This is a genomic window from Achromobacter sp. UBA5777 (genome assembly GCF_002418565.1).
GTDB classification, from domain to species: Bacteria; Pseudomonadota; Gammaproteobacteria; order Burkholderiales; family Burkholderiaceae_B; genus Achromobacter; species Achromobacter animicus.
Map to the genome: position 1 here is coordinate 1 of NZ_DIEJ01000246.1, position 25,747 is coordinate 25,747.

Below are 25,747 nucleotides of genomic sequence, written 5' to 3' on the forward strand. Positions count from 1 at the left end.
GGGAGCAGCAGCGGCTTGCTCGGCGGCCTTCGGCGCTTCAGCCGGTGCGGTGGCGGCGGCGCCAGCCTTGGCGGCGGTGTCGATGCGGGCCAGCACTTCGCCCGAGGTCACGGTGCTGCCATCGCCCTTGACGATTTCGGCCAGCACGCCCGAGGCGGGGGCCGGCACTTCCAGCACGACCTTGTCGGTTTCGACTTCGATCAGGATTTCGTCGGCTTCAACGGCAGCGCCCGGCTGCTTCTTCCAGGTCAGCAGGGTCGCTTCGGAAACGGATTCGGAAAGTTGGGGAACGACGACGTCGGTAATAGCCATTTTGTTTATTCCGTAGAGAGTATGTTCTTGTCACGCGGCGCGGCAAGGTTCGAAACGGGGTTCCGGAACACTTGCCGCCCGCGGCGCGTGCATCAAGTAAAGGTTACTTCGTCAACATGACCTTGAACTTGGGCGCGAAGGCCGTCTCGATCAGGGCCTTCTGCTGCTCCTGGTGCTTGGCCAGGTAGCCCACGGCCGGCGATGCCGACGCGGCACGGCCTGCGTAACCAAGCTTCTGGCCTTCGACCATGTTCTCGTACACGTGATGCTGAACGTAGAACCAGGGGCCTTGGTTCTGGGGTTCGTCTTGCACCCAGATCACTTCGGTCGCCTTGGGGTACTTGCGCAGTTCGGCTTCGAACGACTTGTGCGCAAACGGATACAGCTGCTCGACGCGGATGATGGCGACGTTGTCGGCGCCACGCTCGCGGCGGGCGTTGACCAGGTCGTAGTACACCTTGCCCGAGCAAGCCAGCACGCGCTTGACCTTGCCGGCGTCGATGGCCTCGTCGACCTCGCCGATGACCGGGCGGAAGCTGCCGCCGGCCAGATCGGTCAGGGGCGAACCGGCGTCCTTGTTGCGCAGCAGCGACTTCGGCGTGAACAACACCAGCGGCTTGCGGAACGGGCGGATCATCTGGCGGCGCAGAACGTGGAAGATCTGCGAAGCCGAGGTCGGCTGAATCACTTGCATGTTGTTGTCGGCGCACAGCTGCAGGAAGCGCTCGATGCGGCCCGACGAGTGCTCGGGACCCTGGCCTTCGTAGCCGTGCGGCAGCATCAGCGTCAGACCCGACTGGCGGCCCCACTTGGCTTCGCCGGAGCTGATGAACTGGTCGATCACGACCTGGGCGCCGTTGACGAAGTCGCCGAACTGGCCTTCCCAGATGACGAGCGTGTTGGGCTCGGCGCTGGAGAAGCCGTACTCAAAGCCCAGCACCGCCTCTTCGGACAGCACGGAGTCGATGACGGTGAACGGGGCCTGGCCTTCCGACACGTTCTGCAGCGGAATGTAGGTGCCGTCGTTCCAGCGTTCGCGGTTCTGGTCGTGCAGCACGGCATGGCGGTGCGTGAACGTGCCGCGGCCCGAATCCTGGCCGGTGATGCGGATGGCGTAGCCCGAGGAAACCAGGGTCGCGAAGGCGAGGTGCTCGCCCATGCCCCAGTCCAGGTTCATTTCGCCCTTGGCCATCGTGCGGCGGTCGTTCAGCAGCTTGGCGACCAGCGGGTGCACCGTGAAGCCTTCCGGCACGGTGGTGATGCGTTCGCCGATGCGCTTGAGTTCAGCCAGCGGCACGGCGGTGTCGGCCTGGTCGGTCCACTTGGCGCCCAGGAACGGGGACCAGTCGATGGCGTACTTGCTCTTGTAGTCGGTCAGCACCGGTTCGATGGTGCGCTGGCCGTCTTCCATGAGCTGGCGGTAGTCCTTGACCAGCTGATCGGCTTCGCCGTCGGCCAGCACGCCTTGCGTGGTCAGCTTGTCGGCGTACAGCTTGCGCGTGCCGGGATGGTGGCCGATGCGCTTGTACATCAGGGGCTGCGTCAGCGACGGGGTGTCTTGCTCGTTGTGGCCCAGCTTGCGGAAGCAGACGATGTCGACGACGACGTCGTGACGGAACTGCTGACGATAGTCCAGGGCCAGCTTGGTGACGAACACCACGGCTTCGGGATCGTCGCCGTTGACGTGGAACACCGGGGCTTCGATCATCTTGACCACGTCGGTGCAATACAGCGTCGAACGCGAGTCACGCGGGTCGGACGTGGTGAAGCCGATCTGGTTGTTGATGACGATGTGCAGCGTGCCGCCCGTACCGTAACCGCGCGTCTGCGCCAGATTCAGGGTTTCCATCACGACGCCCTGGCCGGCAAAGGCCGCGTCGCCGTGCACCAGCACCGGCAGCACTTGCTGGCCTTCGGCGTCGCCGCGGCGTTCCTGGCGAGCGCGGACGCTGCCTTCGACGACGGGGTTGACGATTTCAAGGTGCGAGGGGTTGAACGCCAGCGACAGGTGGACGGGGCCGCCGCGCGTGGACAGGTCGCTCGAGAAGCCGTTGTGGTACTTCACGTCGCCGTCGGTCAGGCCTTCGGCGTGCTTGCCTTCGAACTCGGCGAACAGGTCGCCGGGCATCTTGCCCATGATGTTCACGAGCAGGTTCAGGCGGCCGCGGTGGGCCATGCCGACCACGATTTCCTGGACGCCGTTTTCACCGGCGTGGTTGACGACTTCGTCCATCGAGGCGATGAAGCTTTCGCCGCCTTCCAGCGAGAAGCGCTTCTGGCCGACGTACTTGGTGTGCAGGAAGCGTTCCAGGCCTTCGGACTCAGTCAACTGCTGAAGGATGTGGCGCTTTTCTTCCGGCGTGTACGTGGGCGCGCCCAGCGTGGTTTCCAGGCGTTCCTGGATCCAGCGCTTGGCGGCGGGGTCGGAGATGTGCGTGAATTCTGCACCGATGCTGCGGCAATACGTATCGCGCAGCGCCTTCAGGATGTCGCGCAGCGTCATCGTGCTGGCGGTCGTGAAGTAGGTGTTGGTGGCCGAGTACGTCTGGTCCAGATCGGCTTCGGTCAGGCCGTAGAAGGCGGGATCGAGCTCGGGGATCGGCGGACGTTCCTGGCGCTTGAGCGGGTCCAGATCGGCCCAGCGCGAGCCCAGCGAGCGGTAGGCGGCAATCAGCGATTGCACCGAGACCTGCTTGCTGGCGACGCTCAGATCGGGTTCGGCCGCGCGTTGCACGAAGGCATTGGCCTTGGCGCGCTGGGCGAACGATTCGACGATGGGAGCGTGGGCCTGGTCGCGAGTGGATTCCTGGCCGTCGGTAGCGGGAGCGTGCTGCAATTGGTCGAAATATTCGCGCCAGTTGTCAGGTACCGAACCGGGGTTATCGAGGTAGGCTTCGTAAAGCTCCTCGACATATGGGGCATTACCCCCAAAGAGATAAGACGTGGATAGAGATTCTATTTCCGAAGACATATCGCTTCACCTTTACGAGTGCTTCACTCGAGACGATGCAGGAAAACCTTCCGCGACACGGGCTTCCCGTTAGGCGGATAGCAGGGGCAGAAGGCGCGTACAAGCCTTGAAAGCCTATGGTCGAGAAGTATAACCCTTTGAGTTTATGGGCGTCTTCCTGCATTTCTGTGACGCAAAAGGCCTTTCGGAATGCTGTCATGCGGCAACGGAATGTCCGTCCAACCCCTTCCAATCCGCCGTCTACGCGCCACCAAAATCCGTCAATGCAAAATGCGGCAGCGCGTCATTTCAAATAACAGAAAAGATGAGTGTTGCGTTTACGCGTCGTCAAACGGGCAGCGCGGTGGTCGACATGATCTCTTTGAGCACGAAAAAAGTACGAATCTGGCGTACGCCGGGCAGCTTGATGATCTCGCCCGCATGCAGCTTGTTGAAGCGTTCCAGGTCCCGGATGCGCAACATCAGGAAATAGTCGAATTCGCCCGCCACCAGATGGCATTCCAGGCAACCGCTGATGCCCTTGGCCGCTTCCTCGAAGTCCGTGAAGGAACCGGGCGTCGAGCGATCCAGCACCACACCAACGATGACCAGCGTGGCCATGTCGACGTCAGCCGGTTCCAGCAACGCGACCGTCTTTCGGATGACGCCTTCGCTCTTTAGCCTTTCCACCCGACGCAGGCACGCGGCCGGGCTCAGATGCACGCGGGCGCTCAAGTCCAGATTGGTGATCTGCGCATCGTCCTGAAGAATGCGCAGGATCTGGCGGTCGATGCGGTCCAGCGAGAAAACGGCGGTCATTGGTTGCGTCCCTGAAAATTAAATTTCGCCTGGATTTTTATTTTAGAAATAATAGCTCCATTAATCGCAGATAACGACCTTTCAATTTGGCGGAATTAAAAAATACGCAATTGACCCTTCAGCCCCATGATTTCTATGATTTTTGCGAACCCCGCCGCCACGCCGGGCCCGCCAGGATCACCAGGAGCCACCATGGATCTGCAACGTTTTCCCCGTCATCGCCTGACCTTTGGCGATACCCCGATCGAAAAGCTGAACCGCTTGTCGCAGCATCTCGGCGGCAAGGTCGAGATCTACGCCAAGCGTGAAGACTGCAACAGCGGCCTTGCTTTCGGCGGCAACAAGCTGCGCAAGCTCGAATACCTGATTCCGCAAGCGCTGGAACAAGGCTGCGACACGCTCGTCACGATTGGCGGCATCCAGTCCAACCACACGCGGATGGTCGCGGCGGTGGCCGCCAAACTGGGGTTGGCCTGCGTGCTGGTCCAGGAGAACTGGGTGGACTATTCGGATGCGGTCTACGACCGCGTCGGCAACATCATGATGAGCCGCCTCATGGGCGCGGACGTGCGGCTGGTCGATCAGGGCTTTGACATCGGCTTTCGCCGCAGTTGGGAAGAGGCACTGGAAGAAGTGAAACGCCGCGGCGGCAAGCCCTATGCAATTCCGGCGGGCGCGTCCGATCACGAATTGGGCGGGCTGGGCTACGTGGGATTTGCCGAAGAAGTGCGCCGCCAGGAAGCCGAGCTGGGATTCAAGTTCGACTACATCGTCGTCTGCGCGGTCACGGGCAGCACGCAGGCCGGCATGGTGGTGGGCTTTGCCGCCGACGGCCGCGCCGACCGCGTCATCGGCATCGATGCATCGGCCACGCCGGACCAGACCCGCGCGCAGGTCCTGCGCATCGCGCGGCGCACCGCAGACCTCGTCGGGTTGGACAAGCCCATCGAAGACAAGGACGTGGTGCTGGACACGCGCTACGCCTATCCCGCGTATGGCCTGCCCTCAGCCGAAACCAACGACGCCATCCGCACATGCGCTCGTCTCGAAGGCATGATGACCGACCCCGTGTACGAAGGAAAATCCATGCAGGGGATGATGGACATCATCCGCAAGGGCGAGATTCCCGCCGGCTCGAGGGTTCTGTATGCGCACCTGGGAGGGGTGCCGGCGATCAACGCCTACAGCTTTCTCTACCGCAACGGATAGCGGCGGATTCGGCGTCACGGGGTGGCCTTGCGGGGACTTGCGGTAACGTTGCCGCCCTGCCCGGCCGCCACGGGAAACCCATGGCGGCGCGCCGCTGCCGCCACGATCAGCGTCGCCGCCAGCAACAGCACCAACGCGGGCGCAAAGGCGGCGACGCCCACGCCGTCGAGCAGAAGGCCGCCGATGACGCCGCCGCCCGCGATCGCCAGATTCCAGGCCGTGACCAGCATCGACTGCGCCACATCGGCCGACTCGCCCGCGGTCTTGGCCAGTGCCGTCTGGAACAGCGTCGGCGCCCCGCCAAACGCCAGGCCCCATGCCGCCACCGCCGTGGTCACCACGGCCGGATCATTGCCGCTGATGCCCAAGACCAATGCCGACACCGCGAACAGCACCGTGCTGGCCAGCGTCATCACGCGCAGGTGGCTGTCGATCAGAACACCGATGACCCAGAGCCCGACCAACGACGACAGACCGAACACCAGCAGCATCACGTCCGTTCGGTCCTCCATGCCGCGCGCCGCCAGGAATGGCGCGATGTAGGTATAGAGAATGTTGTGCGCCAGGACGAATGCGAACACCACGAACAGCACCGCGCGCACGCCGGGCAGGGTGAAGACGCGGCGCAGCGGCGCGCGCTTGCCCGAAGCCTGGCCCGCAAAGTCCGGCACCTGGATGCGCACCCACGCCATCAGGATCAGCGCCAGCACGCTCATGATGCCGAAGCACCAGCGCCATCCCACCAGGTTGCCCAGGAAGGTGCCCGCCGGCACGCCCAGCGACAACGCCAGCGGCGTGCCCACCATCGCGATGGCGATGGCCCGCCCCTTCTGGCGCTCCGGCACCATGCGCGCGGCGTAGCCCGCCGCCAGCGCCCACAGCAGCCCGGCGGACACGCCCGCCACAAAACGTGCCGCCATCGTCAGCACGTAGCTGGCGGACACCGTCGTGATGGTGTTGGCGATAACGAAGCCGGCGATCGACGCCAGCAGCAGCGGGCGGCGGCGCGCCCCCTGCGTCGCGGCGGTCAACGGTATCGCCGCCACCAGCGAACCGATCGCGTAGATCGTCACCAGCTGTCCGGCCATCGCTTCGGAAATAGCCAGCCCCGCGCTGATCTGCGGCAACAGGCCGGCCGGCAGCGCCTCCGTCAGGATCGTGACGAAACCGGCCAGCGCAAGGGCCAGCAGTGCTGCAATGGGAAGACGCGCCTCGCGCACACCGGGACCGGGGGCCGCCGCCTGATTACCTGCCATGTTCTGCCTTTTGATTGGCCGGCGGCGGGTGGAAATCCCCAACGCCGGCACGTGTTGTGTGAAGGCAGCCATGTTGGCGGCAAGTGCGGTCCGGGACAATAATGCCGAGGTTCAAAACATATCGGACAAATTGTCCTGAATCGCATCATGGTTGAATCGCTCAGCGCCATTGCTGCCTTCGTGCAGGCCGCCGAAACGCGCAGTTATTCCGAAGCCGCCCGCCATCTCGGCGTGTCCGCGTCGGCCGTGGGCAAGAGCGTCTGCCGGCTTGAAACCCGCCTGGGCGTGCGCCTGCTCCACCGCAGCACGCGCAGCATCACATTGACCGCCGAAGGCGCGGTTTTCCTGGAGCGTTGCCGACGCATCCTGTGCGAACTCGAGTCCGCCGAACTCGAACTTTCCGAAACGCGGCAGGCGCCGCAAGGCCGATTGCGCATCAGCCTTCCGTTGGTCGGGATGCTGGTCATGCCGGCGTTGACCGCGTTCATGCACCGCTATCCCGCGATCGAACTGGACGTGGATTTTTCCGATCGTCTGGTGGACGTCATCAACGAAGGCTTCGACATCGTGATGCGCACCGGCGAGCCGACGGACTCGCGGCTGGTGTCGCGCCCGGTCGGCACCTATCGTCTGCTGCTTGTCGCCGCGCCGGGTTATCTGGCCAGTCGCGGCACGCCGCACAGTCCGGCAGATCTGCAGCATCACGCCTGTCTGCAGCACCGATTTCCCAGCACCGGCAAGCTTGAACCGTGGCCGCTGAAGCGCGACGCAGGCATGCCCGAATGGACGCTCCCTGTGTCGATGGTGTGCAACACGTCCGCAGCCTTGCTGGATGTGGCGGTGGCGGGCCTGGGCATCGCGTGCCTGCCCGATTTTCTGGTGCGGCCTGCCTTGCAGCGTGGCGAACTGGTTTCGGTGCTGGACGCCCATGTCCAACACCAGGGCACATTCCGGCTGCTGTGGGCATCCAGCAAACATCTGGCGCCCAAGCTACGGGTGTTCATCGACTTCATGGGGCAGGAATTGTTCAAGGAGCGCGACGCCGCGAGAGCATGAAAACCGCGGTGTAGGGCATTCGCCGATGGCCGGCGGCTGGTATTTGATGTACATACTTTGTATACATGATCGGACCCGCGTTATGACGCGACCGATCAGCCCCCTTCCTGCGACCGCCGATGCCCCTCTACGACACCACGCTGCCCTACCCTCGCGACCTCGTCGGCTACGGACGTAATCCGCCGCACGCGCAATGGCCGGGCAACGCGCGGATCGCCGTGCAGTTCGTGCTGAACTACGAAGAAGGCGGCGAGAACAGCGTGCTGCATGGCGACCCCGGCTCCGAGCAGTTCCTGTCCGAGATGTTCAACCCGGCAAGCTATCCGGACCGGCATCTCAGCATGGAAAGCATCTACGAATACGGGTCGCGAGCAGGCGTGTGGCGCATCCTGCGTGAATTCGAGAAGCGGAGACTGCCGCTGACGGTATTCGGCGTCGGGATGGCCCTGCAACGCCATCCCGATCTGACGACTGCCTTCGTCGAACTGGGCCATGAGATCGCCTGCCATGGCTGGCGCTGGGTCCATTACCAGGACGTGGACGAGGCCACCGAACGCGAGCACATGCGGCTGGCCATCGACGCCATCACCACGCTGACCGGCGCGCGGCCGCTGGGCTGGTACACCGGACGCGACAGCCCGCGCACGCGCAGGCTGGTCGCCGACGACGGCGGATTCGAATACGACAGCGATTACTACGGCGACGACCTGCCCTTCTGGATGCAGGTCCGCAAGACCGATGGCTCGACCGCGCCGCAGCTCATCGTGCCCTACACGCTGGACTGCAACGACATGCGCTTTGCGCTGCCGCAGGGCTATTCACACGCCGATCCGTTCTTCCAGTACCTGAAAGACAGCTTCGACGCGCTCTATGCCGAAGGCAGCGAGGCGCCCAAGATGCTCAGCATCGGCATGCACTGCCGCCTGCTTGGCCGGCCCGGGCGTATCGTTGCCCTGCAACGCTTTCTGGATCACATCGCACGCCACGACCATGTCTGGATCTGCCGCCGGCTGGACATCGCGCGGCACTGGAAAGCCACGCACCCCTACACCCCCGACCGTTGAACAGGACGACCATGGCCAACAATCTGAACGATCCGAACGCCGAGCCGAGCCCGCGCGAGCGCGTCGGCGAGGCCGGAATGGGCAAGGACATCTGGGACTGGCACGAGGCGCTCAGCGTCTACAGCGATCCCGGCTACGCCGAGAAAGGCCAACTCACGGTCACCTACCTGACCGACGCGCACCGCGCCTGCGCCGCGCGCATCTCGCAATGGATGCGGGACTGCGGCTTTGACGAGGTCGGCATCGATGCCGTCGGCAACGTGGTCGGGCGTTACCGTGCCGCGCAGCCCGGCGCACCGATCCTCATGTCGGGCAGCCATTTCGACACGGTACGCAACGCCGGCAAGTACGACGGCCGGCTCGGCATCTTCGTGCCCATGGCCTGCGTGCGCGCGCTGCACCGCCAGAACCGGCGGCTGCCGTTCGACGTGGAGGTCATCGCCTTCGCCGAAGAAGAAGGCCAGCGCTATCGCGCGACGTTTTTGGGATCGGGCGCCCTGATCGGCGATTTCAAGCCCGAATGGCTGGATCAGAAGGACGCCGACGGCATCACCATGCGCGACGCGATGCTGCGCGCGGGCCTGGACCTCGACGGCATTGCCGGCCTGCGGCGCGACCCGGCCCGCTACCTGGGCTTTGTCGAGGTCCACATCGAGCAAGGCCCCGTGCTGTACGAACTGGGGCTGCCGCTGGGCGTCGTCACGTCGATCAACGGCTGCGTGCGCTATCAAGTGCAGATCCTGGGCCTGGCCAGCCACGCGGGCACGACGCCCATGGACCGCCGGCGCGACGCCGCCGTGGCCGCCGCCGAACTGGCGCTGTTTGTCGAACGGCGCGCCGCCCGCGATGGCGACTCGGTCGGCACCGTGGGCATGTTCGAAGTGCCCAGCGGGTCGATCAACGTCGTGCCGGGCGAGTGCCGATTCAGCCTGGACCTGCGCGCGCCCAGCGATACGCAGCGCGACGCGCTGGCGGACGACGTCCTGGCCGAGCTGGCCGCCATCTGCCAGCGGCGCGGCCTGCGTTATGCGCTCGAGGAAACCATGCGCGCCGCCGCCGCGCCCAGCGATCCGCGCTGGCAGCAGCGCTGGGAGCACGCGGTCGAGGCGCTGGGCGTAGCCGTGCACCGCATGCCCAGCGGCGCGGGACACGACGCCATGAAGCTGCACGAGGTCATGCCGCAAGCAATGCTGTTCGTGCGCGGCCAGAACCACGGCATCAGCCACAACCCTAACGAATCCACCACCAGCGACGACATCGAACTTGCCGCGCAGGCCATGCTGGGCCTGCTCGATGCGCTGGCCAACGAAACCTCGACATAACGCCATGACCGATTACGCCCGACTCGACGCCTGGGTGGACGCCCATTTCGACGAAGAAGTCCGCTTCCTGCAGGAACTGGTGCGCGTGCCCACCGACACGCCGCCCGGCAACAACGCGCCGCACGCCGTGCGCACCGCAGAACTGCTACAAGGCTTTGGCCTTGAGGCCGAAGCACATCCCGTGCCTGCGCAGGCCGTGCAGGACTACGGCATGCAGTCCATCACCAACCTCATCGTGCGGCGCGAATACGGCGATGAGGGCGATGAGGGCCCGCGCATCGCCCTCAACGCCCACGGCGACGTGGTGCCGCCCGGCGACGGCTGGACGCACGATCCGTATGGCGCCGAGATCGACAACGGTAGCCTGTACGGCCGCGCCGCCGCGGTCAGCAAGAGCGACTTCGCCAGCTTCACGTTCGCCGTGCGGGCGCTGGAAGCCATCGCCAAGCCGACCCGCGGCGCGGTGGAATTGCACTTCACGTATGACGAGGAATTCGGCGGCCTGCTGGGTCCCGGCTGGCTGCTCGCGCAGGGGCTGACGCGTCCCGACCTCTTGATCGCGGCGGGCTTCAGCTATGAAGTCGTCACCGCGCACAACGGCTGCCTGCAGATGGAGGTGACGGTGCACGGCAAGATGGCCCACGCCGCCATTCCCAGCAGCGGCGTCGACGCCCTGCAAGGCGCCGTCGCGCTGTTGAATGCCTTGTATGCGCAGAACGCGCAGTACCGCAAGATCACGTCGCAGGTGCCGGGCATTTCGCATCCGTACCTGAACGTCGGGCGGATCGAAGGCGGCACCAACACGAACGTGGTGCCGGGCAAGGTCAGCTTCAAGCTGGACCGCCGCATGATCCCCGAAGAAAACGCCGCCGAGGTCGAGGCCAGCATCCGGCGCATCATCGAGGAAACCGCAGCGTCATGCCCCGGCATCCGTGTGGACATCAAACGGCTGCTGCTGGCCAATTCGATGCGCCCGCTGCCGGGCGCGCAGCCGCTGGTGCAGGCCATCCAGCAACACGGCGAGGCCGTGTTCGGCGAACCCATTCCGGCGATGGGCACGCCGCTGTACACCGACGTGCGGCTATACGCCGAGGCCGGCATCCCCGGCGTGATCTACGGCGCAGGCCCGCGCACGGTGCTGGAATCGCACGCCAAGCGGAGCGACGAACGCATCGATCTGGAAGACCTGCGCCGCGCGACGAAAGTCATCGCGCGTACGTTGGCGGATCTGCTGCAACCGGGCTCAAGTGTCTGACCCCCTGCTCTACGCCAGCCGCATCACCCGGCGCCAGAACAGCACCGCCACCAGCACGAACACGGCCAGCCCCAGATAGGACGCCATGCCGGCGAAGTCTTCGCCAACGATCGCCAGCGGCGCTTCGGACCCCGCGGCCCCGATGATCGCGGCCATCAGCACGCCCACCAGGCTCTCACCCACGATCAGGCCGGACGCGAGCAGCACGCCGCGGCGATTGGCCGCTTCGGCATAGGTGTCGTAGGGCTGGCCGGCGGCGGCAGCGCGGCGGCGCAGGGCGCCTTCCAGCAGCCACGCCAGCAGCGCGCCCGCCACGATGGGCGCGGCCACGGTCGGCGGCAGGTAGATGCCGATGCCCACCGCCAGCACGGGGATGCGCGCAACCTTGCATGTGCGCTTCAGAATTTCATCCACCACGATCAGGCCCACACCGACGGCCATGCCGATCAGGATCATGGTCCAGTTGAGCTGGTGGGTGAAGATGCCGCGCGTGATCGCCAGCATCAGTGTGGCCTGCGGCGCGGACAGCGCCTGCGACGGGTCCATGCCCTCGCGCGGCATCGCGTCCGCGAAACCGTACGCGTTGTACAGCAGCTCCAGCACCGGCGAAATCACGGCCGCACCGACCACGCAGCCGATCAGCAGCGCAACCTGCTGGCGCCACGGCGTCGCGCCCACCAGCCAGCCGGTCTTCAGGTCCTGCAGGTTGTCGTTCGAAATGGACGCCACCGCCACTACGGCCGACGTGCTGAAGATCGCCAGCGCGATCGCCATCTGCACGCCGTTTTCCAGCGCCATCAGATCGCCGCCGACGCCCAGCATCAGCACCGACACCAGCACGATGGCGACGATGCCCACGCCGGAGATCGGGCTGGTCGACGACCCTACCAGGCCCGCCATGTAGCCGCAGGCGGCTGCCACCAGAAACCCGAACACGAAGGCAAACAGCACCGCGTAGGCCACCAGCTTCCAGATGGCGCCCGACGACAGCGGCGTACCGGACAGGAACACCTGGAACGTGAAGACCAGGATCGCCACCAGCACCAGCGTCACCGCCGAGATCCAGCCGGCCGACAGGTCACGCTCAGTGCGCGGCGCAGCGCCGGCGCGTGCGGCGCCTTCCTTGGTCAATGCCGAAAACGACGCCTTCACGCCGCGCGCCATCGGCACGAACAGCGTCGCCAGCGTCCAGATCGCGCCCACGGCGATCACGCCCGCGCCAATGAAGCGCACCTGCGAGGACCACAAACCTGTGGCGTACGAAGCCAGCGTCGCGCCGGCGGGCATGTCGCCCATGGCGGTCAGGATGGGCACCGCGATGCCCCACGCAATCACCAGGCCCGTCAGCATCGCCAGCCCGGCAACGATGCCGATCAGGTAGCCCGCGCCCAGCAGCGCCAGCGAAAAACCCATCGGCAAGCGGAACACCGCGCCGCCCAATGCAAACCAGCCGCTGACACTGTCGCCCAGGACCCGCAGCCCGTTGGCCGCAAAGCTGACCACGGCCGCCGCGATGCCGCCGGCGACGATGTCGCCCATGCCGGTGGCTGCGGGTTTGGCCGAGGCCCCCGCGGCGTTCTGCGGCGCGTCCTGCGCGCGCTCGGCGCTGCCGACGCGCAGAATCTCGGCCGCCGCCACGCCTTCGGGATACGGCAGATTGCTCTGCACCACCATCACGTGACGCAGCGGAATCGTGAACATCACGCCCAGCATGCCGCCGGCCGCGCAGATGCCCAGCGTCTGCCAGAACGGAAAGCCCTGCCAGTGGCCCATCATGACCAGCGCCGGCAGGATGAAGATGATGGCCGACAGCGTGCCGGCCGCCGAAGCCTGCGTCTGCACCATGTTGTTCTCAAGGATGTTGGCGTCCTTGAACATGCGAAGGACCGACATCGAGATGACCGCCGCCGGGATGGCGGACGAAAACGTCAGGCCCACCTTCAGCCCCAGGAACACATTCGAGGCGGTGAAGATGACGGTGATCAGCGCGCCGAGCAGCACGCCGCGGAACGTCAGCTCCGGCAGCGTGACCTCCGGCGGAACGCGGATGGGCTCAGTCATGGGTTTCTCCCTATTGTTAGCGGCGAATTCTAGCGCTTCGCCGTCCACCCCGTGGTCACCAGCCGTAAGCACGAGCCGGCAGTAGAACCTGCCGTGGCGCGCGCACATGACGACAGATTATGCTGAAAGCGCTGGATCCTACCGGGGATTTCGATGCCTCATGCCAGGCGCATGGGTCTAGCATGGGGATAAAAACAGGAGACGACTTACCATGCTCGACCCTCGCCAGCCTCTTCCCGGAACGGCCCTCCAAGACGACGCCGACCCCGCAGAAACCGCCGAATGGCGCGAAGCGCTGCAGTCCCTGCTGGAGGCGGACGGGGCCGATCGTGCCGGCTATGTGCTGGACAGCGTGCTGGGCCATGCCGCCTCGCTCGGCCTGCGCGCCAACAGCCAGACCCGCACCGCCTACCTGAACACCATTCCCGCCGACCAGGAACCGCCCTTCCCCGGCAACCTGGCCGTCGAAGAGCGCATCGCCCGCATCAACCGCTGGAACGCGCTGGCCATGGTCGTGCGCGCCAACCAGGCGCATGGCGAGCTGGGCGGCCACATCGCCAGCTATGCGTCGGCCGCCGACCTGTTCGAGGTCGGCTTCAACCATTTCTTCCGGGCGCGCTCGGACGGCAATCCCGGCGACATCGTCTACATGCAGCCGCACTCGGCGCCCGGCGTCTACGCCCGCGCCTTCCTCGAAGGCTTTCTGGGCGAAGACGACCTGGCGCACTTCCGCCAGGAAATCACGGCCACCACGCGCGGCCTGCGCGGCCTGTCGTCCTATCCCCACCCGTGGCTGATGCCCGACTTCTGGCAATTCCCAACCGGCTCCATGGGAATCGGCCCCATCAACGCGATCTACCAGGCGCGCTTCATGCGCTATCTGGAGCACCGCTCGCTGGTCCCCGGCGCCGACCGCAAGGTATGGGGCATCTTCGGCGACGGCGAAATGGACGAGCCTGAATCCATCGCCGCGCTCACGCTGGCCGCGCGCGAAAAGCTCGACAACCTGATCTTCGTCGTCAACTGCAACCTGCAGCGCCTGGACGGCCCGGTGCGCGGCAACGGCCGCATCATCGACGAGCTGGAAACCCTGTACGCCGGCGCGGGCTGGAACGTCATCAAGCTGGTCTGGGGCAGCGACTGGGACGCCCTGTTGCGCCGGGACACAGGCGGCGCGCTGGCCCGCGCCTTCGCCAACACCGTGGACGGCCAGTTCCAGACCTTCGCGGCCAACGACGGCGCCTTCAACCGCGCCCATTTCTTCAACCAGAATCCCGAGCTGGCTGCACTGGTGGCCGACTGGTCGGACGAAGCCATCGACCGCCTGAGCCGGGGTGGCCACGACATGGTGAAGATCCACGCCGCTTACCACCGCGCCGCGCGTCACCGCGGCCAGCCCACCGTCATCCTCGCGCAGACCAAGAAGGGGTTCGGCATGGGCACGGCCGGCCAGGGCAAGATGACGACCCACCAGCAGAAGAAACTGGACGACGAGGCGCTGCTCGCCTTCCGCGACCGCTTCGCGCTGCCGATTTCCGACGCCGACTGCCTGGCGCTCAAGTTCTACCGGCCCGCCGACGACAGCGCCGAGCTCCGCCACCTGCAGGCGCGCCGCGCCGCGCTGGGCGGCTACATCCCGCGCCGCAACGCCGAGGCCCCGCGGCTCGCGCCGCCGGACGCAGACCAATGGGCGCGTTTCGCCCTGGCTGCCGACGGCAAGGAAATGTCGTCCACGATGGCCATCGTGCGCATGCTCACCGCGCTGCTGAAAGACGCCACCGTGGGTCCGCGCATCGTCCCCATCGTTGCCGACGAAGCCCGCACCTTCGGCATGGCCAACCTGTTCCGGCAGATCGGCATCTATTCCGCGCAAGGCCAGCTCTATGAACCCGAGGACATCGGCTCGGTGCTGTACTACCGCGAGGCGCGCGACGGCCAGATCCTCGAAGAAGGCATTACCGAGGCCGGCGCGATCTCGTCATGGACCGCGGCCGGCACCAGCTATTCGGTCAACGGCCTGCCGATGCTGCCCTTCTATATCTATTACTCGATGTTCGGATTCCAGCGCATCGGGGACCTGATCTGGGCCGCCGCCGACCAGCGCACGCGGGGCTTCCTGATCGGCGCCACGTCGGGCCGCACGACGCTGGGCGGCGAGGGGCTGCAACACCAGGACGGCTCCAGCCACATCATGGCCGCCACCGTCCCCAACTGCCGCGCCTACGACCCGGCCTACGCCTACGAGGTCGCCGTCATCGTGGAACACGGCATGCGCCGCATGCTGGACGAACAGCGCGACGAATTCTTCTACCTGACCGTTACGAACGAAAATCTGGCGCAGCCCGGCATGCCCAAGGACCCGGCCACGCGCGAAGGCATCCTGCGCGGCCTGTACCGGCTGCGGCCCGCGCGCGGCAAGGCTCAGGTCCGCCTCCTGGCCGCCGGCCCCATGCTGCGCGAGGCCGATATGGCCGCCACGCGCCTGCAGGAAGAATTCGGCGTGGACGCCGAGGTCTGGAGCGTCACCAGCTTTTCCGAGCTGGCCCGCAGCGGCCGCCAGGCCGAGCGCGCGCGCGTGCTGGGCCTGGACGCGCCCGATGATCAGGACTGGGTGCGCGCGTGCCTGGGCGATAGCGACGCGCCGGTGATCGGGGCCAGCGACTATGTGCGCGCCGTGCCCGAACAGATCCGCGCATACGTGCCCGCGCCCTACCGCACGCTCGGCACCGACGGGTTCGGCCGCAGCGACACCCGGGCCAGGTTGCGCGATTTCTTCGAGGTCAGCGCGGACTGGATCGTGCTGTACGCCCTGGACAGCCTGGGCAGGCAGGACGACGCGCGCGCACTGCGCGAATCCCTGAATGCCGGCAGCCGCCAGGCGCCGCCCTGGGAGGTCTGACTCTCGTCCATCGAACCTCGACCATCGGACCGATGCAGCGCTGGTGTTTGCTTGATTAAAAGCTAACCAAAGCGAACACTCGCTGCAGTGCAGCAACCAAGCACCCGCGCTTTCTGGTGAAATACGGGTGTTCCCCAAGCATTTCGCAAAGAATACGGCGGGCCGCGAGCCCGCCTTTTGTCATCCCGTTTTTTTCATCCCTGTTTTTTTTCCGTTAGCCCTTTCAGGCCCCGATCCCATGGACGAAACTCTCACCAAACTGGCGTTGGACTACCACGCCTATCCCACTCCCGGCAAAATCTCGGTCACCCCGACCAAGACCCTGGCCAACCAGGACGACCTGTCCCTGGCCTACTCCCCCGGCGTGGCTGCGGCTTGCATGGCCATTTTCGACCAGGGCGACGACGCCGCCTCCAAGTACACGTCGCGCGGCAACCTCGTGGGCGTGATCACCAACGGTACGGCCGTGCTGGGCCTGGGCAACATCGGCCCGCTGGCCGCCAAGCCCGTGATGGAAGGCAAGGGTTGCCTGTTCAAGAAATTCGCCGGCATCGACGTGTTCGACATCGAGCTGGCCGAGAACGATCCGGACAAGCTGGTCGACATCATCGCAGCGCTGGAGCCCACGCTGGGCGGCGTCAACCTTGAAGACATCAAGGCGCCCGAGTGCTTCTACATCGAGAAGAAGCTGCGCGAGCGCATGAAGATCCCCGTCTTCCACGACGACCAGCACGGCACCGCCATCATCTCGTCGGCCGCCATCCTGAACGGCCTGAAGGTCGTGAACAAGGACATCGGGTCGGTCAAGCTGGCCTGCTCGGGCGCCGGCGCCGCCGCCATCGCCTGCCTGGACCTCCTGGTCCACCTGGGCATCAAGCGCGAAAACATCTTCGTGGTTGACTCGCGCGGCGTCATCTGGGACGGCCGCGACGAGAACATGGAAGCCAACAAGAAGCGCTACGCGCAGAAGACCGACGCGCGCACGCTCGCCGACGTGGTCAATGGCGCCGATGTCTTCCTGGGCTGCTCCACCGCCGGCGTGCTGACCGCCGACATGGTCAAGACCATGGCCGACCGTCCGCTGATCCTGGCCCTGGCCAACCCGGAACCGGAAATCCGCCCCGAAGTCGCCAAGGCCGCGCGCCCCGACTGCATCATCGCAACCGGCCGCTCGGACTACCCGAACCAGGTCAACAACGTCCTGTGCTTCCCCTTCATCTTCCGCGGCGCCATGGATGCCGGCGCCTCGCGCATCACCGAGGAAATGAAGCTGGCGTGCGTCAAGGCCATCGCCGATCTGGCGCAGGCCGAGCAGAACGATGAAGTGGCCCGCGCCTACGCCGGCCAGGAACTGTCGTTCGGTCCCGAGTACATCATTCCGAAGCCGTTCGACCCGCGCCTGATCGTCCAGATCGCCCCGGCTGTGGCGCAAGCCGCCGCCGACTCCGGCGTCGCCGCCCGTCCCATCGAGGACATCGAGGCCTACCGCCAGAAGCTGATGGGCTTCGTGTACCACTCGGGCCAGCTGATGCGCCCGCTGTTCGCCCAGGCCAAGAAGGCGCCCAAGCGCGTCATCTACGCCGACGGCGAAGACGAACGCGTCCTGCGCGCGGTGCAGACGGTCGCCGACGAAAAGCTGGCGTTCCCGATCCTGATCGGCCGTCCCGCAGTCATCGAGATGCGCATCCAGAAGGCCGGCCTGCGTCTCGTCGCCGGCCAGCACTTCGAGATCGTCGATCCCGAAGACGACAGCCGCTTCAACGAAACGTGGAACGCGTACTACCAGCTGAAGGGCCGTGAAGGCGTGACGCCGGCCATCGCCAAGGCGATGATCCGCAAGCACAACACGCTGATCGGCGCGATGCTGCTGCGCCGTGGCGACGCCGACGCGCTGCTGTGCGGCGTGGCCAGCAAGTACGACAACCAGCTCAAGTACATCGACGAAATCATCGGCAAGAAGGAAGGCCAGACGTACGCCGCCCTGAACGTGCTGATGCTGCCCGACCAGACGCTGTTCGTCACCGACACGCACGTCAACGAGAACCCGTCGGCCGACGAAGTCGCCAGCATCACCATCCAGGCCGCCGATGAAATGCTGCGTTTCGGCGTCGTGCCCAAGATCGCCCTGCTGTCGCACTCGAACTTCGGCAGCCGCGTCACGGAATCGTCGCGCAAGATGGCCGCCGCGCGCCAGATCGTGCAAGACCGCGCGCCCGATCTGGAAGTCGACGGCGAAATGCACGCCGATGCCGCCCTGTCGGAAAAGATCCGCGTCCTGGCCTACCCGGACAGCACGCTGAAGGGCCGCGCCAACCTGCTGGTCATGCCCAATCTGGACACGGGCAACATCACGTACAACATGCTGAAGATGACCGGCAGCAATGGCGTCGCGATGGGTCCGATCCTGCTGGGCGCCGCGCGTCCCGTGCACATCCTGACCACCAGCGCCACCGTGCGCCGCATCGTCAACATGACGGCGCTGGCCGTGGTGGACGCGCAGCAGGAAGCCGCAGAAGAAGCCAAGAAGCGCCGCCGCTGATCGCACCGTCTCATTGCAGACACGCGGGGGCCCCAAACGGGGCGCCCGTTTTCATTCGGGATGGTAAAACCTAGCTTGTCCTTTACCTGGAGACGACATGCTGGCCGATGCAATGTATGCCTGGTTCCACTACCTGGCGATCTTCGTAATGGTGGTGGTCATGACCGCCGAAGCCGTATTGCTGCGCCCCGACCTGACGGCCTCGGGCGTGAAGCGTCTCATCATCTATGACCGCCTCTATGGCCTGTCCGCGATCCTGGTGCTCATCACCGGCGTGCTGCGGCTGACGCTGGGCGCCAAGGGCGCGGCGTTCTACATGAGCAACCCCTGGTTCCACGCCAAGATCTCGCTCTTCGTCGTCATCGCGGTCTGTTCCATCCCGCCCACGCTCACTTTCCTGCGTTGGTCAAAGCAACGTCGCCAGCAGCCGGAGTTCATCCCCACCCTGCCCGAGATCAAGCGCGCGCGGCGCTGGGTGATGATCGCCTCGCACCTGTTCATCTTCCTGCCGCTCTTCGCGGTGCTGATGGCGCGCGGCATCGGCTATTGACGCATCCGGCGGCTGACGCCCCCGCTCAGGGGCAGCGCGCCCGGGGCGGGCGCTCCGGCTCCTTGCCGTCAATGATGAAGGTATCGAAGCGGATGACGCCCGCCGCTTCGTTGTCCACGATGTCCACGACCTCGCCTTGCAGCGTCTGCAAGACGGACTTGCCCTCGGGCACATCCTCATGGCCGGCGCGCTTGGCAGCCTGCCCGTTCCACGGCGAAAAAACCAGCACACCGGGATACGGTTCGCGCTCGCCCGCGGCCTTGCGCCGCGCAGTCCTGAATTGTGTGCCGGCGGGGTAGGTCAGCCCGCCGAACGGGGTGCTGCACGCGAGCGCCGCATCCGTGACCCGCAGCACTTCGCGCGACCCATCCAGATAAAGGCTCGGCCGGCTCAGGTAGAGCCCGAACACCCGCACGGCAGTCGTGCCGTTCACGCTCACCCGCCAACGGTCCGGGTCGCGCGAACCATCGGTATAGACGGTGCCGTCAGACCCGCGCAGCACGGCCCCCGGCGCGATCTCCTGGTCTGCGACCCGGTTGCCGTCCGCCAGCACGCATTGTTCAAACGCCTTCAAGGCGCCATCGGGCATCACGTCGAACTCGATGTCCTGCGAGGCATCGCAACGCCAGCCCTGCACGTCCTGCACGCCGGCGCCGCGCAGGATGACGGATCGCGGATGCCTGCCTAGCAGCGCATACGTGTCCTTCTCGTACTCGGCATCGAGATAACGCCGCACGAACGTCGCGTTCACACCCAGCATGGACACCGCCTGCGGAAAGCTCGCCTCGACGTAGGTGTCGAGCTTTCCTTCGTCCTGCAGCTTCAACCGCGTACCGGCAGGCATCGTGACACCGCTCACTGTCGTGGCCTGCTGCAACGTCACATTGCGTGCCGCTTCGCCGCGTTCGATCTCCCGCTCGATCTGCCACATCATGGCCTGGAACCACGCATAAAAACCGAACGGAACCAACAGCGCCACGCACAGCAACGCCGACGTCTTCCAGAATTTGCGAACCGTGCGCCGCGCGCCGCGGCTGATCGCCAGAACCAGCCCCCATCCCAGCAGCAACAGTCCTGCGAAGAAGCCGGCGGTAAGCAAGATGAAAAAACTGGCGCTGGGAAGGGCTATCGGAATCATGGCGGTGATGCTATCCGCAAAATTACTCTGTGGCGAATTATCAGAATTTTATTAAAGACACCACTTCTCAGACCGAATGTAATGAGCCCTGTCGACGGAAGCACACCCTGAACCGCTGAAAAACACCGTCGGCAAATCGTTTCTCAGCCCTTTCTGACAGACATCAATCATGAAATCCAAGGTGTTCATTGCGCTGGCCATCAGCGCCTTCGCTTCCACTTCGCAACTGGCATTCGCGGCCGACGGCACAATCACTTTCACCGGCGCAGTCTCCGCCAACACGTGCACCATCGACGGCAACGGCAGCAGCAACAAGAACTTCAACGTGCTCATGCCCTCGGTCGGCGTCGACGCCTTGACCACGGCAGGCCAAACGGCCGGTACCACGCCGTTCACCATCCGACTGACGGGATGCACCCCGGACACGGGCATGGTCCACACCCTGTTCGAACCCGGCTCCAATGGCAACGCCGCAACCGGCAACCTGACGATCGGCGCGGGCGGCGCAAACAACGTTGAAATCCGTCTTCTCAATGGCGACGCAACGCCCATCAACGTCACGGTGGCCGACGAAGCCCAGAACTCCAAGGCCGTTTCCCTGAGCAGCGGCGAGGCCTCGCTCAATTACCTGGCCCAGTATTTCGCGCTCGGTCAGGCCAGCGCCGGCAACGTAACCGCCACCGCCAAATACACCATCATTTACCAATAGGCCGCCAGGCTCGGCCTCTGCAATGCCTTGAAGCCGCCCGGATCAGTAGTCAAGACCCACCGTTATAGTCCGAGGAATCCGATGAACCCATTCAACGTAGCTATTGCTGCCACCGCGTTGGCAGGCTGTATTTCCGCCGCCGCGCCGGCCACCGCATCCGTCGTCATTGGCAGCACTCGCATCATCTATGAAGCTGGGCAGGCCGAAGTCAACGTCAAGCTCAAGAACGAGGGCAGCCAACCTGCCCTCACCCAAGCCTGGATCGACAAGGGCGACGCCAAGGCGGCGCCCGGCTCCATCCAGGTCCCGTTCATTGTGACCCCGCCCGTCACCCGCATCGACCAAGGCAAAGGCCAGACCCTGCGCCTGATGCATACGGGCGAATCGATGGTCCAGGATAAGGAGTCCGTATTCTGGCTCAACGTGCTGGAAATCCCCCCCAAGGAAAAGGCCGGCCAGAATCTGCTGCAAATGGCCTTCCGCTCACGGATCAAGCTGTTCTACCGTCCCGCAGGTCTCAAAGGCAAAGCCGAGGACGCGCCCTCGCAGGTCAGCTGGCGCCTGGTCAAATCCGGCAATCGCAACGCCATCGAAGCCACCAACCCGACTCCGTATCACGTCACCTTCATCGAAGTGAATGTGGCAAGCAACGGCAAGCGCGCCAAGTTCACCGACGGGGACATGCTGGCCCCCGGTGAAAAGAAGGTCCTTCCCCTGGTGGGCGACGTTGTCCAGGGCGCCAACACCGAAGTGACGTACCGCTTCCTTAACGACCACGGCGGCGCCGTCAAAGGCACCCGCACCCTCAGCCCCGCGTAGCACAACCCAAGCGTTTCCGGCCCGCACTGACCGGCCAGCAGTCCGCTCTCAAAACCAAGACTCGACGCCTGCAGGGGCGGCGCTAACGGCCGGATTCATCCAGCCAACAGCGCCGCGCTTGATCACGCACGCCCTCACCATGAAACCTCTTGCCACCACGCCGCATTTCGCGCTCGCCGCGATCACGCTCAGCCTGCTCAGCGCAACTGCATGGGCCGCAGGCGCCGAGCTCGCAGCCTTGGATGCGGACGTGGAATTCAACGATGCCTTTTTGGGCGGAGCAAACGTGGACGTCAGCCAGTTCGCGCGCTCAAACAGCGCCATTCCGGGCACCTACCGTCTCGACGTTCTGGTGAACGACCGCTGGCTGGGGCGTTCCGACGTGCGGATCGGCAAGCCCTCGTCGGGCAACGCGCCGCTTCAAGCGTGTTTCGACCGGCCGCTGGTGGATATGGTGGGCATCGACCTCACGAAGATCGACGACGCGCCTGCCGAACGGCTGAGCGGCAACGAGTGCGTTGCGCTGGCCGAGCTGGTGAAGGAAGCAAGCGCGGAGTTTGATGCAGGAGAACAGCGGCTGAACGTGACGGTGCCTCAGGCGTCGCTGGTCCGGCAGGGCCGCGGCTATGTGGATCCGAAGCAGTGGGACGAAGGCGTGCCGGCCGCACTACTGAATTACAACACCAACTTCTACACCTCCCGCGCCAACGGCAAATCTTCGACGCAGAGTTTTGCCGGTCTGAATGCCGGCGCGAACGTGGGCCCCTGGCGCCTGCGGCACACCGGCAACGCGACGAAAGGCAGCAAAAGCAGCCTGCAGTATCAAAGCGTGCAGACCAATCTGCGGCGCAACATCACCGGCATGAAAAGCCAGCTGGTCATCGGCGACGCGTTCACGGACGGCTCCACCTTCGACAGCGTCGGCTTTCGCGGCGTGCAGATGTCCAGCGACGATCGCATGTATCCCGAATCGCAGCGCGGCTTTGCGCCGACGCTGCGCGGCATCGCCAACACCAATGCGCGCGTCCAGGTCCGCCAGAACGGCAACATCATTTACGAAACCACCGTGGCCCCCGGCCCGTTCATCATCGACGACCTGTATGCCACGGGATACGGCGGCGACCTGGAAATGGTGGTCAACGAAGCCGACGGCCGCGTCCTGGTGTCGCGCGTTCCTTTCTCCGGCGCGGTGAATTCCTTGCGCCCGGGTGTGACCCGGTACAGCGTTACCGCGGGCCAATACCGCACGCCGCAGACGGCCGATCGGCCCCTGATGGCGCAAGCCACCGTGCAGCATGGCATCAACAATCTCGTGACCGCATACGGCGGCCTGACCGGGGCGCAGGGCTACGCAGCGGTAATGGGCGGCGCCGCGCTGAACACCGATTTCGGTGCGTTTGGCCTGGACGTGACCCAGGCGGCCACGCGCCTGCCCAAGGAAAAGAACCGCAATGGTCAAAGCGTCAAACTCAGCTACTCCAAGTTCCTGGCCCCCACCAACACAAGCCTCACGCTGGGCGCCTACCGCTATTCCAGCCGCGGGTACCTCAGCATGGCTGACGCCATGGAACTGAGATCCCGGCATGAGCAGGGGCAAGGCGCTGGCCAGTATGGCACGCAGCGCGGCCGCCTGCAGGCGACGATCAACCAGAATCTTCCGCAGGGTTATGGCTCCATCCATTTCACCGGCTCGACGCAGGATTACTGGGATAAGTCCGGCCGCGACACGCAGATGCAGGCTGGCTACAGCAACAGTTTCAAGAAAGTGAACTACAGCGTTTCTGCGACCCGCCAACTCAACGTGGGCACGCAGAAGTGGGACAACCAGGTCATGCTCAACGTGGGCATCCCGCTGGGGCGCCATCAGAACCCGGTCTATGCGTCGACCAGCCTGCAAAAGGGATCGGATGGATCGAGCAGCGTCCAGCAATCCGTGGCAGGCTCGCTCGGCGCAGACAACGCGTTCAACTATGGCGTCAGCGCCGGGCGCGCCATGTCTGCCAATAGCCCGGCCAACACCAACATTGCGGCGAACGCCTCGTACCTCACCCCCGTGACCGCCGTCGCGGCCAATGCCAGCACCAGTTCGAACTACACGCAATACGGCGCAGGCCTGTCCGGCGGCGTCGTAGCCTATGGCGGCGGCGTCGTCATGACGCCGGCCTCCGGCGAAACGGTCGCCATCGTCGAGGCGAAAGACGCCGCGGGCGCGCGGGTGCTCAACAGCAGCGGCGTGCGCCTCGATTCCAAGGGCCGCGCGATCGTATCGACATTGACACCCTACGCCAGAAACAGCGTCGAACTCGATCCCAAGGGACTGCCTCTCAATGTCGAACTCAAGGCCACCGAGCAACATGTGGCCCCCACCGCCGGTGCCGTGGTTCGGCTGACCTTCGAAACCGAAAACGCAGGAAGCGCGGCGCTGCTGACCGTCACCACGCCGAGCGGCGAGCCCCTTCCTTTCGGCGCCGACGTTCTGGACGCGGACGGAAAGAGCGTGGGCGTCGTGGCGCAGGGCGGCCGCGTCCTTGCGCGCGGGTTGAAGGACACCCAGGGCATCCTGACCGTGAAATGGGGCGCAAACGATGGCGAAACATGCACGTTCGGCTATGCCCTTTCGGCGCGGCCGCCCAAAGACGGATCGCTGCCGCAGGCGAGTGGACTGCTCTGCGAGCGGTCGGCGCTAACCCGGGTAGCCAAAAACTGATGATGAGAATACTGATGAATAAACCCGTCCTGCATGCGGCGATCGTGCTGCTTGCCTTGTTTGGATCCACCGCTTCGTGGGCCGCCTCGATTTGCACCCAGACGATAAGTGCGGTTTCCGTGAACACGCCGGCTCACATCACGGTACCCCGGGATGCGGCCAATGGCATGGCGCTGACCGGCTGGCTGGAGACCGACGCCACCACCAACTGGTTCAATTGCAATGCTCCCGCAGGCGTCGGCACCGGCACGAGTATGCGCGCATCCACTTCCAGCTCGGGCTGGACCAAGGCGGTTGACGGAATCACGTACACGGTCTACGCGACTGGCGTCGAAGGCCTGGGCGTCATCCTTGCCGGCCGGAGCTATTTGAACGGCTGCGGGTGGGCAGCTTTCCAGGCGCTGACGCACATCTGGAGAGGCGGCGCGTGCAACATGGCAGGCGCCGTCACCAACGGCGGGCAGCTACGTGCGATGTTCGTCAAAACCGGACCCGTGGCCACCGGCATTGTTCCACCGATAACCATCGCCGCTGCGGCACCGACATCGAACGAAGCAGGTGGCGGCATCGCCACGAATTCGGGCCTCGAAATCCAGTTCGTTACCATGGCGATGCTGGTGACGTCACGGGCCTGCACCACGCCCGACGTTTCCGTATTCCTCGGAACACCCAAGTCGTCGGTTTTCACCGGCAAGGGTTCGTCCAGTCAGCTTGTGGGATTCGATATTTCATTGAACGGCTGTCCGGCGGGAATGAGCGCCATCCACTATCAGATCGACGCCGCCACCCCAGTCGTGGACGCCGCAAACGCGGTCATCGGCCTGGACGCAAACTCTTCGGCGACGGGCGTCGGCGTCCAGTTGCTGGACGGAGACGGGAACCCCGCCATTCTGGGAAGAAGGCAGCCATTTGCCGGCTACAACAGCGCAACGGGCGGCAGCTTCAAGATTCCCTTGCAGGCCAGATACCGTCAAACCGGCGACAAGGTCACACCCGGCTCGGCCAACGCGGCAGTCACCTTCACGATGAACTACCTGTAACCGCGAACATGTAACCGCCAAACAAAAACGCCAGTCGGCGCT

At 65.0% G+C, this 25,747-nt stretch carries 17 protein-coding genes and 1 pseudogene; 12 read left to right on the forward strand and 6 right to left on the reverse strand.

Going from position 1 to position 25,747, the window contains the following annotated elements; translation table 11 throughout:
• The 3 genes from B3446_RS21100 to B3446_RS21110 all read right to left on the reverse strand — a co-directional run.
• On the reverse strand, positions 1–312 hold a 312-nt coding region (locus B3446_RS21100; protein WP_291384712.1), incomplete at its 3' end, for a biotin/lipoyl-containing protein.
• A gap of 103 nt (positions 313–415) precedes the next feature.
• Positions 416–3,283 carry a 2-oxoglutarate dehydrogenase E1 component gene (locus B3446_RS21105; protein ID WP_191576693.1) on the reverse strand — a complete coding sequence of 956 codons (2,868 nt, stop codon included), beginning with the start codon at positions 3,281–3,283 and terminating at the stop codon, positions 416–418.
• 327 nt (positions 3,284–3,610) lie between these two features.
• Positions 3,611–4,081 carry an Lrp/AsnC family transcriptional regulator gene (locus B3446_RS21110; RefSeq protein ID WP_291384715.1) on the reverse strand — a complete coding sequence of 157 codons (471 nt, stop codon included), beginning with the start codon at positions 4,079–4,081 and terminating at the stop codon, positions 3,611–3,613.
• A gap of 192 nt (positions 4,082–4,273) precedes the next feature.
• Between B3446_RS21110 and B3446_RS21115 the strand changes: the two genes are divergently transcribed.
• Positions 4,274–5,290 (forward strand): 1-aminocyclopropane-1-carboxylate deaminase, encoded by a 1,017-nt coding sequence (locus tag B3446_RS21115; protein ID WP_291384716.1) that lies wholly within the window; start codon positions 4,274–4,276, stop codon positions 5,288–5,290.
• A 14-nt stretch (positions 5,291–5,304) separates the two neighbouring features.
• On the opposite strand, the gene B3446_RS21120 is transcribed toward B3446_RS21115, so the two are convergent.
• Positions 5,305–6,546, reverse strand: coding sequence for an MFS transporter (locus B3446_RS21120; RefSeq protein ID WP_291384718.1), 1,242 nt, complete (start codon positions 6,544–6,546; stop codon positions 5,305–5,307).
• Between the two features lie 147 nt (positions 6,547–6,693).
• Here B3446_RS21120 and B3446_RS21125 point away from each other — a divergent pair, with 147 nt between their 5' ends.
• The 4 genes and pseudogenes from B3446_RS21125 (at position 6,694) to B3446_RS21140 (ending at position 11,243) form a co-directional block, all read left to right on the forward strand.
• The gene (locus B3446_RS21125; protein WP_291384720.1) at positions 6,694–7,602 is read left to right on the forward strand and encodes a LysR family transcriptional regulator; all 909 of its coding nucleotides are present in this window, start codon (positions 6,694–6,696) and stop codon (positions 7,600–7,602) included.
• Between the two features lie 119 nt (positions 7,603–7,721).
• Complete coding sequence (gene puuE, locus B3446_RS21130) at positions 7,722–8,666, forward strand: allantoinase PuuE (RefSeq protein ID WP_291384722.1); 945 nt, start codon at positions 7,722–7,724, stop codon at positions 8,664–8,666.
• An 80-nt stretch (positions 8,667–8,746) separates the two neighbouring features.
• Positions 8,747–9,988: pseudogene (locus B3446_RS21135) on the forward strand (hydantoinase/carbamoylase family amidase); the annotation flags it as partial.
• Positions 9,989–9,992: 4 nt separating this feature from the next.
• A complete protein-coding gene (locus B3446_RS21140; protein ID WP_191576699.1) occupies positions 9,993–11,243 on the forward strand; it encodes a M20 family metallopeptidase in 1,251 nt (416 codons plus the stop codon).
• A 9-nt stretch (positions 11,244–11,252) separates the two neighbouring features.
• Here the strand turns inward: B3446_RS21140 and B3446_RS21145 are convergent, their stop codons facing one another.
• A complete protein-coding gene (locus B3446_RS21145; protein ID WP_191576700.1) occupies positions 11,253–13,304 on the reverse strand; it encodes an OPT family oligopeptide transporter in 2,052 nt (683 codons plus the stop codon).
• Between the two features lie 211 nt (positions 13,305–13,515).
• On the opposite strand from B3446_RS21145, the gene mdeB reads away from it, so the two are divergent.
• The 3 genes from mdeB to B3446_RS21160 all read left to right on the forward strand — a co-directional run bounded on the left by mdeB (position 13,516) and on the right by B3446_RS21160 (position 19,292).
• The gene (gene mdeB / locus B3446_RS21150; protein ID WP_291384725.1) at positions 13,516–16,203 is read left to right on the forward strand and encodes an alpha-ketoglutarate dehydrogenase; all 2,688 of its coding nucleotides are present in this window, start codon (positions 13,516–13,518) and stop codon (positions 16,201–16,203) included.
• A gap of 238 nt (positions 16,204–16,441) precedes the next feature.
• Positions 16,442–18,742, forward strand: coding sequence for an NADP-dependent malic enzyme (locus tag B3446_RS21155; protein WP_175122888.1), 2,301 nt, complete (start codon positions 16,442–16,444; stop codon positions 18,740–18,742).
• A gap of 97 nt (positions 18,743–18,839) precedes the next feature.
• The gene (locus B3446_RS21160) at positions 18,840–19,292 is read left to right on the forward strand and encodes a DUF2214 family protein (RefSeq protein WP_291384727.1); all 453 of its coding nucleotides are present in this window, start codon (positions 18,840–18,842) and stop codon (positions 19,290–19,292) included.
• 25 nt (positions 19,293–19,317) lie between these two features.
• Here B3446_RS21160 and B3446_RS21165 read toward each other — a convergent pair whose 3' ends face one another.
• Positions 19,318–20,430, reverse strand: a complete 1,113-nt coding sequence (locus tag B3446_RS21165) for a hypothetical protein (RefSeq protein ID WP_291384728.1) — start codon at positions 20,428–20,430, stop codon at positions 19,318–19,320.
• Between the two features lie 169 nt (positions 20,431–20,599).
• Here B3446_RS21165 and B3446_RS21170 point away from each other — a divergent pair, with 169 nt between their 5' ends.
• The 4 genes from B3446_RS21170 (at position 20,600) to B3446_RS21185 (ending at position 25,705) form a co-directional block, all read left to right on the forward strand.
• On the forward strand, positions 20,600–21,139 hold the full coding sequence (locus B3446_RS21170) for a fimbrial protein (RefSeq protein ID WP_291384730.1): 540 nt from the start codon (positions 20,600–20,602) through the stop codon (positions 21,137–21,139).
• 81 nt (positions 21,140–21,220) lie between these two features.
• Entirely contained in the window at positions 21,221–21,958 is a 738-nt protein-coding gene (locus B3446_RS21175; RefSeq protein ID WP_291384732.1) for a fimbria/pilus periplasmic chaperone, read from the forward strand.
• A 139-nt stretch (positions 21,959–22,097) separates the two neighbouring features.
• Positions 22,098–24,665 carry a fimbria/pilus outer membrane usher protein gene (locus B3446_RS21180; RefSeq protein WP_291384734.1) on the forward strand — a complete coding sequence of 856 codons (2,568 nt, stop codon included), beginning with the start codon at positions 22,098–22,100 and terminating at the stop codon, positions 24,663–24,665.
• Positions 24,666–24,679: 14 nt separating this feature from the next.
• Positions 24,680–25,705: a fimbrial protein gene (locus B3446_RS21185; protein WP_291384737.1), complete on the forward strand. Its 1,026-nt coding sequence runs from the start codon at positions 24,680–24,682 to the stop codon at positions 25,703–25,705.
• Positions 25,706–25,747 lie beyond the last annotated feature (42 nt).

Excerpts from the sequence above, each read along its gene's own strand:
- B3446_RS21175 (WP_291384732.1), top strand. The coding sequence starts at position 21,221 with ATGAACCCATTCAACGTAGCTATTGCTGCCACCGCGTTGGCAGGCTGT.
- B3446_RS21115 (WP_291384716.1), top strand. The coding sequence starts at position 4,274 with ATGGATCTGCAACGTTTTCCCCGTCATCGCCTGACCTTTGGCGATACC.
- B3446_RS21185 (WP_291384737.1), top strand. The coding sequence starts at position 24,680 with ATGAATAAACCCGTCCTGCATGCGGCGATCGTGCTGCTTGCCTTGTTT.
- mdeB (WP_291384725.1), top strand. The coding sequence starts at position 13,516 with ATGCTCGACCCTCGCCAGCCTCTTCCCGGAACGGCCCTCCAAGACGAC.
- B3446_RS21120 (WP_291384718.1), bottom strand. The coding sequence starts at position 6,546 with ATGGCAGGTAATCAGGCGGCGGCCCCCGGTCCCGGTGTGCGCGAGGCG.
- B3446_RS21160 (WP_291384727.1), top strand. The coding sequence starts at position 18,840 with ATGCTGGCCGATGCAATGTATGCCTGGTTCCACTACCTGGCGATCTTC.
- B3446_RS21170 (WP_291384730.1), top strand. The coding sequence starts at position 20,600 with ATGAAATCCAAGGTGTTCATTGCGCTGGCCATCAGCGCCTTCGCTTCC.
- B3446_RS21140 (WP_191576699.1), top strand. The coding sequence starts at position 9,993 with ATGACCGATTACGCCCGACTCGACGCCTGGGTGGACGCCCATTTCGAC.
- B3446_RS21155 (WP_175122888.1), top strand. The coding sequence starts at position 16,442 with ATGGACGAAACTCTCACCAAACTGGCGTTGGACTACCACGCCTATCCC.
- B3446_RS21165 (WP_291384728.1), bottom strand. The coding sequence starts at position 20,430 with ATGATTCCGATAGCCCTTCCCAGCGCCAGTTTTTTCATCTTGCTTACC.
- B3446_RS21145 (WP_191576700.1), bottom strand. The coding sequence starts at position 13,304 with ATGACTGAGCCCATCCGCGTTCCGCCGGAGGTCACGCTGCCGGAGCTG.
- B3446_RS21125 (WP_291384720.1), top strand. The coding sequence starts at position 6,694 with ATGGTTGAATCGCTCAGCGCCATTGCTGCCTTCGTGCAGGCCGCCGAA.
- puuE (WP_291384722.1), top strand. The coding sequence starts at position 7,722 with ATGCCCCTCTACGACACCACGCTGCCCTACCCTCGCGACCTCGTCGGC.
- B3446_RS21110 (WP_291384715.1), bottom strand. The coding sequence starts at position 4,081 with ATGACCGCCGTTTTCTCGCTGGACCGCATCGACCGCCAGATCCTGCGC.
- B3446_RS21105 (WP_191576693.1), bottom strand. The coding sequence starts at position 3,283 with ATGTCTTCGGAAATAGAATCTCTATCCACGTCTTATCTCTTTGGGGGT.
- B3446_RS21180 (WP_291384734.1), top strand. The coding sequence starts at position 22,098 with ATGAAACCTCTTGCCACCACGCCGCATTTCGCGCTCGCCGCGATCACG.